18 protein-coding genes are annotated in these 16,978 nt (G+C 40.6%); 1 reads left to right on the top strand and 17 read right to left on the bottom strand.

Annotation, left to right across the window (positions count from 1 at the left end; all coding sequences use genetic code 11):
* Window positions 1-146: 146 nt before the first annotated feature.
* The 14 genes from RB160_RS06600 to RB160_RS06665 form a co-directional block, all read right to left on the bottom strand.
* On the bottom strand, window positions 147-1,160 hold the full coding sequence (locus RB160_RS06600) for a serine hydrolase domain-containing protein (RefSeq protein ID WP_316569435.1): 1,014 nt from the start codon (window positions 1,158-1,160) through the stop codon (window positions 147-149).
* 269 nt (window positions 1,161-1,429) lie between these two features.
* Complete coding sequence (locus RB160_RS06605; RefSeq protein ID WP_316569436.1) at window positions 1,430-1,891, bottom strand: GNAT family N-acetyltransferase; 462 nt, start codon at window positions 1,889-1,891, stop codon at window positions 1,430-1,432.
* 241 nt (window positions 1,892-2,132) lie between these two features.
* A complete protein-coding gene (locus RB160_RS06610; RefSeq protein WP_316569437.1) occupies window positions 2,133-2,579 on the bottom strand; it encodes a DUF6376 family protein in 447 nt (148 codons plus the stop codon).
* 178 nt (window positions 2,580-2,757) lie between these two features.
* The gene (locus tag RB160_RS06615; RefSeq protein ID WP_316569438.1) at window positions 2,758-3,219 is read right to left on the bottom strand and encodes a VOC family protein; all 462 of its coding nucleotides are present in this window, start codon (window positions 3,217-3,219) and stop codon (window positions 2,758-2,760) included.
* A 50-nt stretch (window positions 3,220-3,269) separates the two neighbouring features.
* Window positions 3,270-3,893: a DJ-1/PfpI family protein gene (locus RB160_RS06620; RefSeq protein ID WP_316569439.1), complete on the bottom strand. Its 624-nt coding sequence runs from the start codon at window positions 3,891-3,893 to the stop codon at window positions 3,270-3,272.
* A gap of 212 nt (window positions 3,894-4,105) precedes the next feature.
* Window positions 4,106-4,645, bottom strand: a complete 540-nt coding sequence (hxlB, locus tag RB160_RS06625) for a 6-phospho-3-hexuloisomerase (protein WP_316569440.1) — start codon at window positions 4,643-4,645, stop codon at window positions 4,106-4,108.
* The gene (locus tag RB160_RS06630; protein ID WP_316569441.1) at window positions 4,642-5,265 is read right to left on the bottom strand and encodes an orotidine 5'-phosphate decarboxylase / HUMPS family protein; all 624 of its coding nucleotides are present in this window, start codon (window positions 5,263-5,265) and stop codon (window positions 4,642-4,644) included. Before RB160_RS06630 ends, hxlB begins: the two co-directional genes overlap by 4 nt.
* Window positions 5,262-6,206 carry a sugar kinase gene (locus RB160_RS06635; protein ID WP_316569442.1) on the bottom strand — a complete coding sequence of 315 codons (945 nt, stop codon included), beginning with the start codon at window positions 6,204-6,206 and terminating at the stop codon, window positions 5,262-5,264. Before RB160_RS06635 ends, RB160_RS06630 begins: the two co-directional genes overlap by 4 nt.
* A gap of 5 nt (window positions 6,207-6,211) precedes the next feature.
* Window positions 6,212-6,865: a hypothetical protein gene (locus RB160_RS06640; protein ID WP_316569443.1), complete on the bottom strand. Its 654-nt coding sequence runs from the start codon at window positions 6,863-6,865 to the stop codon at window positions 6,212-6,214.
* Window positions 6,862-8,994, bottom strand: coding sequence for a hydantoinase/oxoprolinase family protein (locus RB160_RS06645; RefSeq protein ID WP_316569444.1), 2,133 nt, complete (start codon window positions 8,992-8,994; stop codon window positions 6,862-6,864). The genes RB160_RS06640 and RB160_RS06645 overlap by 4 nt, the downstream gene beginning before the upstream one ends.
* A gap of 132 nt (window positions 8,995-9,126) precedes the next feature.
* Window positions 9,127-10,410: a gluconate:proton symporter gene (locus RB160_RS06650; RefSeq protein ID WP_316569445.1), complete on the bottom strand. Its 1,284-nt coding sequence runs from the start codon at window positions 10,408-10,410 to the stop codon at window positions 9,127-9,129.
* 85 nt (window positions 10,411-10,495) lie between these two features.
* A complete protein-coding gene (locus tag RB160_RS06655) occupies window positions 10,496-11,230 on the bottom strand; it encodes a sugar phosphate isomerase/epimerase family protein (RefSeq protein ID WP_316569446.1) in 735 nt (244 codons plus the stop codon).
* 12 nt (window positions 11,231-11,242) lie between these two features.
* Window positions 11,243-11,863 carry a bifunctional 4-hydroxy-2-oxoglutarate aldolase/2-dehydro-3-deoxy-phosphogluconate aldolase gene (locus RB160_RS06660; RefSeq protein ID WP_316569447.1) on the bottom strand — a complete coding sequence of 207 codons (621 nt, stop codon included), beginning with the start codon at window positions 11,861-11,863 and terminating at the stop codon, window positions 11,243-11,245.
* Complete coding sequence (locus RB160_RS06665; protein WP_316569448.1) at window positions 11,860-12,930, bottom strand: LacI family DNA-binding transcriptional regulator; 1,071 nt, start codon at window positions 12,928-12,930, stop codon at window positions 11,860-11,862. Before RB160_RS06665 ends, RB160_RS06660 begins: the two co-directional genes overlap by 4 nt.
* A 651-nt stretch (window positions 12,931-13,581) precedes the next feature.
* Between RB160_RS06665 and RB160_RS06670 the strand changes: the two genes are divergently transcribed.
* Window positions 13,582-14,064 (top strand): nucleoside deaminase, encoded by a 483-nt coding sequence (locus RB160_RS06670; RefSeq protein ID WP_316569449.1) that lies wholly within the window; start codon window positions 13,582-13,584, stop codon window positions 14,062-14,064.
* A 95-nt stretch (window positions 14,065-14,159) separates the two neighbouring features.
* Here the strand turns inward: RB160_RS06670 and RB160_RS06675 are convergent, their stop codons facing one another.
* The 3 genes from RB160_RS06675 to RB160_RS06685 form a co-directional block, all read right to left on the bottom strand.
* Entirely contained in the window at window positions 14,160-14,813 is a 654-nt protein-coding gene (locus RB160_RS06675) for a hypothetical protein (RefSeq protein ID WP_316569450.1), read from the bottom strand.
* Window positions 14,814-14,939: 126 nt separating this feature from the next.
* Window positions 14,940-15,479, bottom strand: coding sequence for a dihydrofolate reductase family protein (locus RB160_RS06680; RefSeq protein ID WP_316569603.1), 540 nt, complete (start codon window positions 15,477-15,479; stop codon window positions 14,940-14,942).
* 568 nt (window positions 15,480-16,047) lie between these two features.
* Window positions 16,048-16,977, bottom strand: a complete 930-nt coding sequence (locus RB160_RS06685) for a nucleoside hydrolase (RefSeq protein WP_316569451.1) — start codon at window positions 16,975-16,977, stop codon at window positions 16,048-16,050.
* Window position 16,978 lies beyond the last annotated feature (1 nt).

The following is a 16,978-nucleotide window of genomic DNA, read 5'->3' on the forward strand; positions in this document are numbered from 1 at the left end:
CACTGCTACTTCATCAAAAATTCTCCCTTTATGGCCGGTATGTCCCGCGTGCAAACTTCCATCCACTTCTGTTTTGCAGTGCTTTCTTTTGGGGTTTTTAGGACAACTCTTTTATTTACATTTCTTTATAAACTAATAATGATAATTTATATTTCAGCCTCAATTCCTTTCATAATGGCATATGCCCCTTTAGATTTATTAGAACATATAACAGTTTTAATTGAGGTCTTGGGATAATATCCGGAATGAAAACTAACTCCAGGGTCATAACCCATTATATGATATTTATTAATTTCATCATCATTCTTTTCAATCCATACTCCATAACCATAAAAGTGATTTTCTTCATTCGTTGGAACATGAGGAGTAAGTAACATGTTGGTATATTCTTCACTAAGTAATTGATTATTTATAAGTGAATCCCAGAAGTTTGCCATATCATTCACGGTCACATACGCCCCGCCATCTGAACCACCTTTAACAGGCAATGAGTAAATATTTGTTTTCCAAGTACCATTTGGAAGATCAATATAACCAAGTGCTGTATTTTTAGGAAGGGAATCAAATTCAAAATAACCCGAGTTTGTCATACCTGCTTTTTTAAAGATATTTTCTTCAAAAACGGTAAATTGAAGCTTACTTGCTTTCTCTACAATTAACCCAAGTAAAATATATCCAGCATTATTATAATGAAATCTTTCATCTACTTTTGATTTCATTGGCTGATTCTGAAATAGTGGTAAGAAGTTTTCTAAGCTTCTTATATGATACATCGGGTTCTTAACCCACAACTCTTCAAAATCATCCATTACTTCCTCGTCAAAATAATCTGGTATTCCAGCCGTATGTGTTAAAAGGTGCTGAATGGTTATATCTTTATCAAATTTTGGGAAGGAAAAGTTGAGGCAATCTTCTAACTTTGTTTCAAAAGTCAATTTTCCACCCTCTACAAGCTGGCAAATTGCTATTGATGTAAACAGCTTGCATCCTGACGCTATTCCATATCGCGTAAAAGGGCTATTTTCAATTTGCTCAGAACGATTAGCATAACCATAGCTTACTTCTGTCAAAATTTCTTTATCATCTTTAACAAGAATACTTCCTGAGAATTTATTCTGATTTTGAATATAAGTAATACTATTAAGAATCTTAGTGTTCACATAATCCCTCCCGAAATTTCATTTCTTAAACATACACAATTACATTACATAGTACCATCATTATCCAATAAGGAACTATTCCCGCCATTAGCTTAAAAGAAAAGTTCTACAAACAACATTTACAATAGAAGATCCCGTACGATTACAAAATCCAGCTCTCTCCTTCATTCAGACACCAAAAACAGCTGCGCCCAGTTAAGGCAGCTGTTTTTACGATTTATCTATAATTCATTTGATCTCACTTAATTGCAGATATTTTTTAAAAAAATTTAAAGTTTTAGCTTTAAACCTTCATGTGTTGCTTTAAAACCTAAACGTTCATAAAATCTTAATGCATCTGGTCTTTTTTTATCAGTTGTTAGTTGTACTAAATGACAACCACGTTCTTTTGCACGTTGAATTGCCCATTTAATAAGTTCAGTACCTACCCCTTTGCCTCTTACAGAAGCTGATGTTCTCACTCCTTCGATAGTAGCTCTCCATCCACCCTGATGTGTTATGTAAGGAGTAAACGTAATTTGTTGCACCCCAATCACTTCATTGCCGTCATAAGCCACTACTAACTCGTTATTAGGGTCAGATGTAATAGCCTCGAATGCTTTTATGTAACTATTAGGAAGTGGATGCTCATAACGTTCACGTTTACTTCCTAAAACATCATCAGCAAGCATTGCAACAATACTATCTAAATCTTTTTCAGTAGCCATTCTAAACCTTATCTCCGTCTCCAACAAAACCCCTCCTCTTTTAAGTAAACCTTTAGTTACTTTCTATGCTAACAGCTTTATACCATAAGGGTAATTATTACTTTTTTATGAAGGTTCATTGATTTCACTTATATAATTCTTGGATATTCTTCTTTAACTTATGTTCACAAAAAAAGACCCCTGGCCAGGGTCTATCAAATACCTTATTACGCCTGATCTCCAAGATGCAATCCTGTAAGTAGGCGGTATAGCGATGCTAACGGAGTTACCTCCCCAGTTCCTTTATCTGCTCATAAATCGACATGATATCCTGAATTGGTTGGACGAGTTCTTCGTTTTTCAGGACTTCCTCACCAAGGGTTCCGTTTTCAATGTGCTGAAGATAAAGATCAATTTTGTCCTGCAATTGTGCGTTTTTTTCCTCGATTTGAGTGTGAAGGTCCGAGGCGATTCCTGGAACTTCAAGCTTATCGAATGCCTGGATTTCTTTTTTCATGTTCTCGAGCTCGCTTTTCAGGTCTTCGACAGCCTGTTCATCCTGGAGCGCTTGTTGAGCTTTTTGTGGAGCCTCCTGGGCAAAAGTGGTCGCCTTATCTACATAATTCGAGACACCATTTACGTATGAAAGTATATCATTTGCTTCCTCAAGGAGCGAACAGCCCCCCAAAAGCAGCATAAAAGCCGACGCTAACCCCAATAACTTTAGTTTCAAGTACAAAACCTCCCTAATAGCCCTTCATTCTATCAGAATTAATAAAGATAATCCAGGTATAGGGTAAGTATTGCCAATACAAGGTATGACTTATATCTTTTTTCAGAACAGAAACTTCAAAAACCTAATTAAAGAATGGGGAACCTATTCATGCTGGACTGAAGCACTCTTCAGTGCTTCACGTCTTGTTATGTCGTTCCCATTCTTCTAAAGTCATCATTTTAAATTCCTCTTCAAAATCAATTCTTAAAGGCGCAATTAGTTCTATGCTATTCCCATCCGGGTCCTTAAAGTAAAGTGCTGCATGTGCTTGTGGGTTATTCGGTAACACTAATGGTTGTTTCTCCGGAGGGAATCCAAAGCTGGTTGAGACCGCTATCCCTCTTTCTTCTAACCAACCTTTTATATTTTTCAAATCTTCTCGATCAATCCGAAAGGCCACATGCCTTAATGAAGGATGGTAAGGTGTTTGAACTTTATCAGTCTCCCACAACCCCAGCCAGCTTTTCCCTTTTTCAATCCAGAAAAATGCTAAGTTTTCTTGTTGGTATGCAATTTCCAAATCCATTTTTTTATAAAACTCTATTGATTTTTCAAGATTACTAACAGGTAAATGTGCCTCATATAACCCTTTAATCAAAATAAAACCTCCTGGTATTATGCTCGGAAATTTTGAAAAAATCATACTATCTAATGTACAAACTCAATCGTTTTAGCTGTTCTCTCAGCAGCTGGTTTGCCCAAAATTTGCTCAACAAGATAAAGTGCCATATTAATTCCTGAAGATACCCCGCCGCAAGTTATTAGGTTGCCATCATGTACTACTTTGTGATCTGATAACACTCGAACTTCAGGATACTTTTCTTGTAACACTTTTAAAGCTAAATGATGGGTTGTTGCTTTCTTTCCGTCCAACAACCCCGTTGTTCCCAAAATATAGGCTCCAGTACAGACTGAACATATGTATTCAATGCTTCTGTGATTAATAATCCAATCTATTATTCTTTGGTTTTTAGTTATGGATTGCACTGCCCTTAAAGGGCCGCCTGGAATAATCAATATATCCAAATCAGGACTATCATCAATGTTGAAATCTGGTTTAACTTTGATACCAGAATGAGTTTTTATTTCTTCTCCTGTTTCTGTAAGCGTAAGTACTTCAAATGGTCTCGTAGGCAATAATTCCTTTTTGTAAAGAGTAAGTGCCTGTTCAGCCTTATTATTAGCTGTTAGCGCCAACACTTCAGCAGGGCCGGCAAAATCTAAAATATCTACATAATCGAACAGTAAAATTCCAACTTTACGCCTTTTCATTTTTCGAATCCCCTTTTTGATCATTATTTTCCCATCTATTTACTAACGTGACACATTCATCTAATAATACGAAAAATAAAGTCCTAAAGGATAAAAAAATGCCTTAATCAGTGTAAAGGTTTAATTTGAAGAAAAATCTTAAACGGTTAAAAAGGTTATAAAAAAACTCCTCCCCATTGCACACTAGCAACGGGAGGAGTTCTTTTTTGCAATTACCAATGCTTCCGCGTAGCCGAATCATTGGATACGCCATCACGTTTACTCAAATATAAACATAAACCATCGAGAACAATGTGGACACTTTGGTCGAACAGCGAACTTAGCAATTGAATTGATTTTCTGTTATCGCCCTGGTCTCCTCGTATGGTCCCAGGCACTAATACAGACGCATCCGCTCCCCGAGCCAGCTCCGATTCCAAATTGCTCGTAAACGCCAGGACTCTTGCTCCTTTTTCCTTTGCTTTTTTCGCATCGGATACGACGTTCGCACTTTTTCCAGAGCCGGAAACCGCAACGACTACATCATTTTCTTTAATGGCCGGCGTGATCGTTTCGCCGACTACATATACTTCATAGCCCAAATGCATGAGCCTCATCGCAAACCCTTTTGCCATAAGCCCCGAGCGGCCTTCACCCACCACAAAGACTCTTCTTTCATTTGTAATATACTCCGCGGCATCTGCCAGTGATTGCTCGTCCACTTTCGAAACGACTTCATTGATTTCTTTTAAAATCGCATCAAGCAGGTTCATTCTTCTCCCCCCACTAACGATTTAAACAGTTTTGCAGATTCACGAATACTAGCCGATTTCGTTATACTGCTGCCGACGATTGCTATTTCAAAATTGGCTTTCTTTATTTCAGCGATATTCTCAGGTTTGATTCCCCCGGCTACAGCCAATCTTGGAAAATCATGAATCTGCGCCAACGTACTTTTGATTAATGCCTGTAATCCTGTGCTTTTATCGGATGGAAGATGCACGCAAAGGATTCCATCTGAAAACTGTTTCAGTTCCAGTTGCTTTTCAGGTGACGTTTCAAGCAAGTCAATCATATAATCCTTCTGGTGTTTTTGGGCGACCTTCTGGCAGATTCTGATTGTTTCAAATGAAGCGGCGCCGAGAACGGTGGCAATATCGGCACCAGCCCGATAAATCGCTTCAAATTCATATTCAGCTTCGTCGACTGTTTTAATATCGGCCAAAATAGCCTTGTCGGGGAATTCAGCTCTGATCCGCTTCACAGATTCGAGTCCAAAATCCTTAATCAGCGAAGTGCCGATTTCAATAATATCAATATATTGTTCGGCCTCACGGATGATTTCGATCGCCCTTTCAATCGATACCCGATCCACAGCTAGTTGAAGTTTCATTTTTGATGGCTCGCAATAAAGTGGTCTAATTCTTCCCTTGTTGGCAGGCCTTCATTATCGCTTACAAATGTGACCTGAATTGCACCAATCGCATTCGCGCGGGTAATCGTATCTTGAATTGACAGACCCTCTAGTTTACCAGTAATGACTCCTACTGCAAAACCGTCTCCTGCTCCGACTGTGTCGATCACTTTTTCGACTTTAAAGCCTTCCTGGTAAAAGCTTTCGGATTCAGTTCTGACGTAAGCACCTTTACTTCCAAGCTTGACAATGACTTCTTTGACGCCAAGATTCTGATAGAAGTCAGCAATTTTTTCAGGGTCATCCGTTCCTGTCAAAATCAATCCTTCCGAAACGCCCGGCAAAATCAAATCGGCTTTAGTAGCAATTTCATTGATAACTTTAATCATGGCGTCTTCGCTTTCCCATAAGCTTGGACGAAGATTTGGGTCAAAGGTAATGGTGATGCCACGTTCTTTTGCCCGATCGATTAACCGGAAAGTAGCTTCACGGCAGCTTAATGATAATGCCGGCGGAATCCCTGTTACATGGACTAACTCAACATTTTCTAATTTGATTTGATCAATATCAGCCGCACTCGTATGTGAAAAAGCTGACCCCTTGCGATAATAGGCCACTACAGGATCCCCTTCGGAAACCTTGCTCTTTAATTGAGTGGCTGTTTTATAAATAGGATCAAAGGTTAAGAACTCAGTCCCAATCCCTTCCCGATTTAAAAAGTTTTTAATATAAAGTGCCATTGGATCTTGTCCAAGCTTTGTTACGTAGGATACTTCATGGCCTAACCGGGCAAGGCCTGTACAGACATTCACCTCTGCACCGGCCAATGATCTTCTGAATAACTCGACTTCCTCGAGCGGACCCTCTGTTTCCGCTGTAAACATCGCCATTGGCTCACCAAATAACAGTACTTTACTCATTTAGATTAACTCCTTGTGATCGTTGTAATTTCATTGAATAATTGATCCGCTTTCCCTTCATGAAGAGGAAATAACATTAACACATCAAAAACGAATGGGTTAAAGTCAAGCTCCAGCAGGTCTTTTGCAAACTGCATCGCGGCAATCTCACTAAGGGCGGACAATCGAGATTTATAGTGAAATTTCCCGAGTCTCCAAAGGGTTAATTTCGTGTTGTTTGTGAATATATCAGCATCATGCTCTTCAATAAAATGAAACAATTCATGGGCGATTAAAAGCTCCTCGACGTCAACATCATTAAGCATGGACCTTAGCTGATGTTCATGGATCAATTTATTGACATATCCAATATTATCTTTAAATAACGTAATGCTGTCCGGACTGTTATAACAAGCAAACATTATATAATTTTCAGTGCCATATGAATCTTCCAACCTTACTTTTGCGTTCATCCTGGCGGCTATTTCTTTAACGGAATGAACGGGATAGTTTTGCCTTACCTGAACAGCTTTTTGTTTGCCGCATTCAATGGCCTTTTCAATCAGTTCCTGTTTTTCGTGATCCGCCACTTTACGGTTGAGAGGGTCTCTGCTGAACGCATATTGACCCCACTCTTGATCCGTTATGTTTGTCAAAACCTTCACTTTTTCAGCGATCATAGATCATTTTTTGCTCCGACGATAATGATTTCTTCATGCGGCTCCATCGTTCCTAATTCTGTATCAACGACCATGTATAGCTGCTCTTTATCGAGCATGCCGGTGTAATCCAAGACCTTCCCGCCAATACATAGGTAAATATCCGGGCTTAATTTAATATCACTCTTGAAGATGGCTAATGTTTCCCACATTTGGGCGATCACTTCTTGTGCTTGTGCGACTGTGCACTTTTCAGCGATTGCGTCCCCACGTTGTACTTTAATGAAGCCTTTTTTGTCGATGATTCTGACTTGTTTTGCCCCTTCTTTCTTTCCTTTGGCGGAGAAGACATAGATGACATCGCTCTTCGTAATCAATTCGGCTTCCCCAATCGGAACACCCATTGATTTGGCAGCGATTTCTTTCGCTTCCTCTTCGCTTAAGGCCATTAACAAATCTGTTGCTTGAACTTCCGAAGAACCCATTGCAATCGCCGTTACTTTATTCGTCTGCGAATCGATTTCGATTTGAACCTCAACGGAATCTGGAACGGCTCCGTTGGCGATCGCCATGCTTGCGGCTTCTTTCTTGAGATCCGCGATGTCCTTTTTCGTTGGTGTTGGGATTACCCGTTCAACGACGTCACGAATCATCGCCAAGGCCACGCCAATAGAAGAAATAACTTCGGCATTTTCCGGGATGCTGTAATCCAGCTCCATATTTTTCGCGGTAAATGGCAGTAGGGATGCACAGCCTCCCCCAACGCCAACGAGGGAAATTTGGTCTTTTTCAAGCTTATATTTTTCCGCAAAATCTTCAATAACCGGCTTAATTTTTTCATACGATTTTTGTAATATTTCCGCTGCTACTTCTTCGACTGTCTTATTCATATATTTCGCGAGCGGCTCCATCGCTTTTCGGGCAGCCTCAGGGTTTCCGTATGCATAATGTTCAGGATTTACATATCCTAATACGTTCGCCGCACAGCTATTTGTAATCGTAATTTTGTTGCCGTTTTTCAGTTTAATATAGACATAATCTGCAGGGTCGCCCTCTTTTGGAGAGAAGAACTCAACTTGCGGGTCGACGATTTCTTCAATTGGTGTAAAGACGGCATAAGGCATCCCGCCAATATGGGCACTTCTTGGCCCCACGTCAACAATGCCTTCTTTGGATGCGCGGACCATACTTCCTCCGGCTACCCCCAATACACGGACGTCCAAGGAGCTAATATACGTTGGATGGCCGCCAACGATGGAATAGTCAACAGCCGGGCGTCCATTTTTGATAACGCCGATGTTCGTACTCGTTCCGCCAACTTCAAAATAAATACCGTTTGAAGCTCTTAAATACATCAAAGCGCCAACAACACTGGCGGCAGGGCCTGACAGCATCGTTAGGACGGGACGCTTTCTCATTTCATCAATTCCCATAACTCCGCCGTCACCGCGCATGATCATCAATGGTACCTGAATCCCGGCTTGGCGAACGCTGCCTTCTGTACTATTTGCCGTTTCCAGCATTTTCGGTAAAATGCTCGCGTTAATGGTGGCAGTTCTCGTTCTTCGCGTCAGGCCGTACAGCTTACTGATTTCAGAGGCAACTGATACAGGAATGCCATGCTCATCAGCAAGTTTTTGGATTTCCTTTTCCTCAGTCAAATCATCGACACCGAATGCCTTGGAAGCAACAAAAACCCCTGCGCCGTCGTCTTTTAATTCTCTTATTGTATTTTTAATTGTTTCCTGATTTATTTGTTTTTGTTTCATGTAACGATGGTGTGTCTTAATGATTCGGCCTGTACCTAAATCAATATCATCAATTTTCGTTTGTTTTTTTGCCAGCCAGCCGCCAATGCCGCCACTTCCAATTCCAATTACCCCAACCTCGGCAACGTCCCCCTCTAACAGTGCGTTTGTCGCTTGTGTCGTACTGTGAGCAATAAAAATAACGTCTTCAGGATGAATATTGTTTTTTGTTAAACATAATTTAAACGCTTCAATAACACCTGCTGCCACCCCACTTGGATGATCGTGAGTGGTCTTGACCGAACCTTTGCCGATGATTTCATGTGTTGCATTATCTATTGCGACTGCTTTTGTATGAGTTCCCCCAACGTCGATTCCGACGCGAATAGCTCGTTTGGCCATGATGACTCCTCCATTTCAAAACGTTATCACTTTGCCGAAATCGGCTGCTCCCTCACCAGGAACAACCGATTTCTTTCTGTGATTTTCGCAAAAATTGCCCAGTGGTAATCACCGGTCTCCTGCATCCTTTTCTTATCCGAACATCAAATAGGCAATGGCAATGTTAATGATCGATACACCCCATGCCCAAGGTACACCTGAAAGCAAGAAGCTTTTTGTGTCTGTTTTTGTATAGTTAATGGACCATAGGTTCCAAGATTGAGTAGGACAAGCTGAAATATTCATTGAAATTGTTGGGATATACATCAATGGGAATAAGAATGCCAATGGGAAGTCACCTACTCCTGTTAAAATCCCGATCGTCGCAGCACCGGCACCAAATACGGTTAATGGGCCACGGAATAAACCAAGCGGCGCAATGACCATGAATAGAAGGGCAACCGTTAATGTGCTGGTTGGCATGACTCCGCCCAAAATACTTTCAAAGAATGGTGAAACAGCACCTGATACTTTATTGAACATTGGAAGAATGAACAAGAAACCAAGTAGTCCAGCAACGTCAACTACGCCATCATAGAATGTTTTCGAAATAACTTTTTCAGCATCTTTGTAAGATCTGATTTTACCGGTAACAAATAATGCAAATAATGCTGCTACTATGAACGCCGGAATCGGCTGCCAGTTAAATCCGATTGCAAGGACAACCGGTATTAATGGCGTGATAAGCGCAATTCCTGGTACATGTTGATTATCACCGCTAGACGCTGTTGCAGCCCACGCGCGGCTAGGTTTTGTTTTGCGAAGCCTGACCGACAACATAAGAATAACAACAAGCAATTGAACAGCCATCGCTGTAAAACCAAATTTCAAATAGTTTCCGTCGTATGGGAAGTCTGTAAAGATTGCTTGCATTTGCTTAAATAACACGATGTTGACATACATACCTGAACCGACTGACATGATATAGGAAGAAACAGCCAGAGATTTCGGTACACCGAGTGATAATAGAATTGGAAGAACAATAACCCCAATCGCGACAACCGCGCCTGCACCAAACGTACTTGTAAAAATTAAACCAGTTACGACCGACAATAGGACAGTTGTAATGAGCGGCTTGTCCCCGCCGAGCTCAACAGTCATACGGATAATCTTCGATGCGACACCCGTTCTTACTAACACTTGCCCAAACCAGCTACCAAACACAACGACAACTGCCGTCGGCCCCCAACTTTCAGGCCCGCCCTGGAAAATCTGCGTCATGGCTTGGTCCCAAGTAATTTCTCCACCAATTATGCCAAGCGTTGACCAAATAACTGCCATAACCAAGAAACCGATCATGAGGTTTCCGCCTCTAACTGCATAAACGATAAATCCGATAAACGTCAGCAATAAAATAATACCGATCGTTAATGCCATTATGTTTTCCCCCTAGTTAGTTATTTCAAAATGAATACTTAAAGTTTCTAGCTAAAATGTCGTATGGTTTTTTGAGAATCACCTCCTACATGTCTAGTAGTTTTTGAATCTCGGAAACTAGCACGTCTTTTTTCGAAATCGGATACTCTATGGCAGCCGGTATTTCTTTTGGTAAAATCTCGATGATTCTTTTCCATTCGACTAGCCCGTCGTTCAACAGCCTTGTATTTTTTTCTTGATCTATATCCTTTATGTGAATGTAAGTGACAAAAGGCTGGAGCAGTTTGGCGTTTTCAACCGGATCTTCCCCTTGGAACAGCCAATTTCCGATATCGAACGTAAAGGTAATCGGTCCGCCAAGTTTTTTCACCTCGGTCAGGAAATCAACTATTTTTTGTGACCTTCCATTGCTTTCTGTTTGATCATTTTCGACAGTGAGTTTGACGAAGTATTTCTCAGTCAATCTAGTAATCTCTTTCAAATCCGCTTCAGAAACTTGGCCATACTCGCCAATATTTAGTTTGAGAGCGGAGGCATTCATGTCATAAGCTTCCTTGCAATACAGTTCCAGCGTTTCAACGTTTAGTTTCTGATGTTCATAAAGCACCTCGGGTATGGAGTAAAAGACATTCATTCCATATTGTTCCGATTTCGTTTTAATATCCTGCAGTTCTTTGCGGTCTTTAATAAACTCTCTTCTAACTTCAATATTTTTCAATCCGAGTTCATGAACCCAGTCAAGCATCTCACTTTGAGGTACGCCAGCTTTTAAATCTTCAAGATAGACAAGTGTATTAATGGCAATTTGATCCTTTTTCAATTCTTCACACTCCTACTGTAATGCGTGTAATATCTTTTCACATCTTTGCTTCAAAACATCCAGATTGCCGGTATGGATGCCTTTGGTTAAGTACCCGCCTAATCCTACTGCAAAGGCACCGCTTTCAAACCAGTCTTTAATATTGGAATCATCCACTCCCCCGGTCGGCATCATATCAATAAATGGCATTGGTGCTTTAATCCCTTTGATCATCTTCATCGATACACATTCGCCTGGGAACAATTTCACCACATCGCTTCCTGCCAGATAGGCATGATAAGCCTCGGTTGGGGTAGCAGCCCCTAGTGAGCAAAAGATTTCATGCTCTTTGCAATAGGCACCAACTTCTTCGACAACACAAGGAGAAACGACAAAGTCTGCTCCGTTTGTGATAGCTAATTCTGCTTGTTCCTTCGTTAATACCGTTCCCGCTCCAATGACGGCTTCCGGAAGTTCAGATTTCAGCGTACGGATGAGTTCTTCTGCTTTCGGAAGGCTGAAGGTAACTTCCAAAGTGGTAATTCCCGAGTGTACGATTGTTTTGCAAATTTCTTTAGCCTCTTCAAGATCATTTCCTCTAATAACCGCGATGATTTTCCCTTGCAGCCGTGCCTTGGCTTCTTGTTTATTCATTTATGATCAGCCTCCTTTAATAGCTCAGGATTTGTAGATCCCCGTTTCACAAGCTTAGCCGGCAACTCTATATATCGTGGTTCGAATTCGCCTGGCTCTTTAATGCGCTCGATTAAAAGTTTGGCAGATTGAACGCCGCATTCATAGGATTCCTGGGTCAGGGTTGTAATTCCAGGAGGAATCAGAGACGCCCAACCCCAGTCATCGAAGCCGCATATTCCCATTTGCGGGGAGATTTCAATATTCAGTCGCTTCATACCATGGAGAACCTTTAGTAACGTCACACCGTTAACGGTAAAAATCGCAGCGGGCTCACCGTTTGAAACGCTTACAAATTCTTTTAAACTATCATCTATATTTTGCGAATCATCAATGTCGACAACATAGGTAGTCAAATTCCCATCCTGATTAAAAAATTTTTTCAGAGCGTCATTAAACCCTTCATGGCGTTTGTAACGGCTACTAATAACCGTCATATCCTGGGTAAAAAACGCTACCCGTTTGTAGCCCTTTTCGTATAAATATTTCACTAAATCATAGGTTGCATCGTAATTATTCGTCGATACCGTATCCAGCATATTGGGAGTGCTTAAACTTCTGTCTGCCAGGACAATGTTGATTCCCTCATTTTTTAGTGATAGAAGATAGTCATCATTTTTACCGGTGGTGTTAATAATTAAGCCATCTACTTTGTTATCCAATAATGATTCAATGCTTTCTTTCTCATATTCCGGATCATTGCCTATGTTTGCGAATAATACGTTGTAACCCAATTGATTACAATAATCACTGATACCTTTTAAAACAATTGATGAAAACGGGCTTCCAATATCGGCAATAATGCAGCCAATGACATCGGAATTCTTAGCTTTCAAGCTTCTTGCCAGATTACTTGGACGATATCCCAATTGGTTGATAACGTTTGCAAGTAGTTCCTTTGTTTCTTCCGACATGTATTCATATTTTCCATTTAAATATCTGGATACCGTAGTTTTGGAAACGTTTGCTTTTTTTGCTACATCATTGATGGTTACCCGGATTTTATCCCCTTGGGCCCTATGCCTCATATAATCAACCCACTTCCTTTACTAAAAATATGATGTGTTGTTTACCGATTTAGTTAACCGGTTCACAAAAGGGCAATGCTTTTTAAATTCACTCCCTGGTAGCCGGGCGTTCGGAAATGAATTTTATGTAACTACTAATTTTTAGAAACCGGTTTACAAAAAACCTAAAAAATATATTTACTCAATTAAAAGTAAGCCGAAGAAGTAAAGATCGAGTAAAAAATGACATATGCGACTGTTAAAGGCCAATTGATGAGCTAATTAGAAACCGGTTTACAAAATTTCTAAAAAAAATAATATTCAATCTTGTTATCGCTTTCACCCAAATTATATACCTATAATTTTAGAATAGTCAATAAAGGTTTATTATAAATTTAAAGTCTCTTAAGAATTCCCCTTTTTAATACCTCCTTACCATTCCTGCTTTTACATAAAAAGGATGTCCCTATTGCTTTTTTAAAGAAATAAAACCTGCGTGTAGTACTTCTCCCCCACCAGAAGGATGAGGTAGGGTTTGTTTGACGCTTACGTTGAAAATGCTATAGTTGATATATAAATTAGATCAGGTTTTAATAAGACAAGTTTTCCCAAAACGGGTCTTGTCTATGGATTATTATTGAAAAAAATAAAAAAGACGAGGAGGATTCAATTATGATAAATGATTCAGATTTGAAGCACCTGCGCCGTTGTATCGAATTAGCCAAAATCGCGCTGGAGAAAGGTGACGAGCCATTTGGTTCAGTCCTTGTTTCAGCTAATGGAGAAGTGCTTGCAGAAGACCATAACCACGTAGCCGGTGGAGACCATACACAACACCCGGAATTTGCTTTGGCGCGATGGGCAGCCGCGAACATGACCCCCGAAGAAAGAAGCAAGGCGACCGTATATACTTCTGGCGAACATTGCCCTATGTGTGCTGCGGCCCACGGTTGGGTTGGTTTAGGCCGGATCGTGTATGCAAGTTCATCCGAACAGCTGGCACAATGGTTGAGTGAAATGGGAGTTGCTCCATCGCGCGTTCGGAATCTTTCTATTCAAGATGTTATTCGCGATACCCCAATAGACGGCCCTGTTCCTGAACTAGCGGAGCAAGTTCATCAGCTCCATCGCCAGTTTTACGCAAGCAGACGTTGAACATTCCTCTCTTATTTAAAGGACTTTGCGTTTTTTTAAAAATGCTCAACAAAAAAGTGCGTTAATCCTACCCGGATCAACGCACTTTTCAATGATTATTTCTTATTTGCTAAGGCTAGTTTTTCTTTCGATGGAGTTTCATATTTAATTGGTTCATTTTTACCAACAATTAACCCGCCGCCAACTCCATAAACACCATCAGTATATGTATAGACTCGATAAGCTTCACCTGGCTCCAAATAGCGAACAAGTATTTTCTTTCCTTCTTCATTAACCTTCAATAAGGCAGGAGATCCATCCATAACTATTAATCTCCCAATTTGACCTGGCTTTAATTCAGCATTATCCCACATTACGATCGAGGCTTGAGTTTCCGAACTTGATGAAGGCTTGTTTACAAGTGCGAGTTTTTCTTTTGATGGAGTTTCGTATTTTAGATAACCAGGAGTAGTGCCCGGTTCTTGCGCCACATATAGTCCGCCGCCTAAACCATAAAGCGGGATATTACGGTTAACTTTCGTTGTATATACTCGATACACTTCGCCAGGGTTAAGTTGACGAACAGGAGAAAGATATGAATTTTTCTCTAACTTAAACAACATAGCTCCTTTAATTATTGTAACTCTCCCAATTTGACCCGGCTTTAGTTCCGAACCGTCCCACCATACCTTTGACGTTGAAGCCTCTGCGGTTGCGTTGAATGGAGAAACAAAGCATAGTAACACCAATACCATTAAAATCTTCTTCATGCTGCCACCCTTTTCCTAATTTTAATAATATTTCAATATAATCGTAGCATGAAGAAGGAGGGGTTGCCATTTAAAACCTTTGTTAAAATTTTCCGTTCGCTTCTCTTTAGGGTAAATGAGATTACCTTATTCGTTACTAAGATGATAGCAAAGTTGTACAACGCCAGAGGAAAAACTTCTTGTATGAACCAGTTTAAGATCCATTCGCTGCTTTATGTCAATGAATAATGGTTTTCCGTCTCCCAAGACTACAGGGTGAACAGATAATCTGAATTCATCAACAAGCCCTAAATTTATAAAAGTGGTTATAAGGCTTGCTCCGCCATATAGCCAGATGTCCTTACCAGGCTGATTCTTCAATTTATTAACTTCCTCAACGATATTATCATTTATAAATGACGCTTGATTTTCATCACGATTCTGTGTCCTGGAGAATACATATTTTTTCTTACTATGTATCAGTTCCCACATCTCCTTTTCGGCATCGGAAGCCTCAGCACCCAGCTTATATTTCCCCCATAAATCATAGCTCGTTCTCCCATAAAAAATAGTATCAATTTGATTAAGGAAATCAGTGAACTTCATATCAGAATCCATGATGCACCAGTCCACTTCACCATTTTTGCCTTCTATAAAACCATCCAAAGTCACTGCCAAATCTAGAATTACTCTTCTTGGTCAGCCATTAAGGGGCATATTTATTCCTCCGTTAACATTGTATTTTCCAAGTGGTTTCGAATGTTTTTAAAAGTAAACAACAAGCTGGTACTGGTAATTTTAGCATAATCTCCCTCAAACTACGAAGAGTTGGCGGTTATTTTAAAACAAAAAATAACCCGGCTTCATTTAGCCGGGAATAGCAAAAGTGTTCTCTTGTAACCTATGAAAATTTGTCTGACAACCTAACTGAATTTCCGCCTGCAATTGTCACGAATCTAGGCATTTCGTGACAACCGAACCGGATTTTCGAACTTGGCTGTCACGAATCATTACCTTTGGTGACAACCGAACCAGGTTTTCGATCTTGGTTGTCACGAATCATAGCCTTTCGTGACAACCAAACCGGATTTTCGAACTTGGTTGTCAAGAATCATTACCTTTCGTGACAACCGAACCAGGTTTTCGATCTTGGTTGTCACGAATCATTGCTTTTCGTGACAGCCAAACCGGATTTTCGTATATGGTTGTCACGAATCATGCGGCAGGGACAAATGGATGACCAACCACCCAACCCTTAGTACTTTTTCAACGCGTCAATCATTAGCTTCCAGAAGCCATCTACATCAAGCTCGAGCCCGAACTTGGCATTTACTTCTCTGCCGGTAACTCCATGGAGGTCAACCAGCATCGTTCCCGCTGTATACTCGCCTTTTGTTTCCACTGCGATATTTACATCCTTCATCGTAAATAACTCCGGTGCGACCAAGTAGGCAACAGTCAAGACATCGTGTACTGGCGCGCCGTCGAAATCGAACATCTCTTTGTACGTTGAAGCAAAGAACACTAACAGTTCGCCAACGATTTTGGCAACGTTGTTATCAATTTTATTAACTTCATCAATGACTTCTTTAGTTGCCAAGGCCTGGTGAGTGATATCCAGTCCCATTACCGCGATTGGAAGGCCACTATCGAATACTTTTTTAGCGGCTTCCGGATCGGCCCAAATATTGAATTCAGCCGTTGGTGTCCAGTTACCGAATGTCCCGCCACCCATAAGAACAATTTCTTCTATATTATCTTTAATTTCAGGTGCTTTCGCTAGAGCCAATGCAACATTTGTTAATGGCCCTGTAGGTAAAATAGTAACTGGCTTGTTCGACTCTTTTACTAGTCTAATAATGGTGTCGGCACCATGTTCATCACTCCAGCTGCGTGATGGTTCAGGAAGCTCCGGACCATCCAGGCCTGAATCCCCATGAATGCCGGGTGCTGTTTCGCGGACGCGAATCAAAGGATCGCTTGCACCTTTTGAGACTACGACATCTGTCAATGAAACCAAGTCGCAAATTTTCAAAGCATTATCGGTTGTTTTTTCAATCTCCGCATTCCCTGAAACCGTTGTGATTCCCAGAATTTCTAATTCCGGCCGTGCGGCTGCTAAAATAATTGCTATTGCATCATCATGTCCTGGATCACAATCCAAAATAATTTTTCTCTTATCCACT

It is taken from the genome of Neobacillus sp. YIM B06451 (genome assembly GCF_032667185.1).
Classification (GTDB): Bacteria; Bacillota; Bacilli; order Bacillales; family Cytobacillaceae; genus Bacillus_D.

Bases quoted from the DNA above. Each gene is read 5' to 3' on its own strand.
- RB160_RS06620 (WP_316569439.1), bottom strand. From the start codon at position 3,893: ATGAAAAGGCGTAAAGTTGGAATTTTACTGTTCGATTATGTAGATATT.
- hxlB (WP_316569440.1), bottom strand. From the start codon at position 4,645: ATGAACCTGCTTGATGCGATTTTAAAAGAAATCAATGAAGTCGTTTCG.
- RB160_RS06630 (WP_316569441.1), bottom strand. From the start codon at position 5,265: ATGAAACTTCAACTAGCTGTGGATCGGGTATCGATTGAAAGGGCGATC.
- RB160_RS06635 (WP_316569442.1), bottom strand. From the start codon at position 6,206: ATGAGTAAAGTACTGTTATTTGGTGAGCCAATGGCGATGTTTACAGCG.
- RB160_RS06640 (WP_316569443.1), bottom strand. From the start codon at position 6,865: ATGATCGCTGAAAAAGTGAAGGTTTTGACAAACATAACGGATCAAGAG.
- RB160_RS06645 (WP_316569444.1), bottom strand. From the start codon at position 8,994: ATGGCCAAACGAGCTATTCGCGTCGGAATCGACGTTGGGGGAACTCAT.
- RB160_RS06650 (WP_316569445.1), bottom strand. From the start codon at position 10,410: ATGGCATTAACGATCGGTATTATTTTATTGCTGACGTTTATCGGATTT.
- RB160_RS06660 (WP_316569447.1), bottom strand. From the start codon at position 11,863: ATGAATAAACAAGAAGCCAAGGCACGGCTGCAAGGGAAAATCATCGCG.
- RB160_RS06665 (WP_316569448.1), bottom strand. From the start codon at position 12,930: ATGAGGCATAGGGCCCAAGGGGATAAAATCCGGGTAACCATCAATGAT.
- RB160_RS06670 (WP_316569449.1), top strand. From the start codon at position 13,582: ATGATAAATGATTCAGATTTGAAGCACCTGCGCCGTTGTATCGAATTA.
- RB160_RS06675 (WP_316569450.1), bottom strand. From the start codon at position 14,813: ATGAAGAAGATTTTAATGGTATTGGTGTTACTATGCTTTGTTTCTCCA.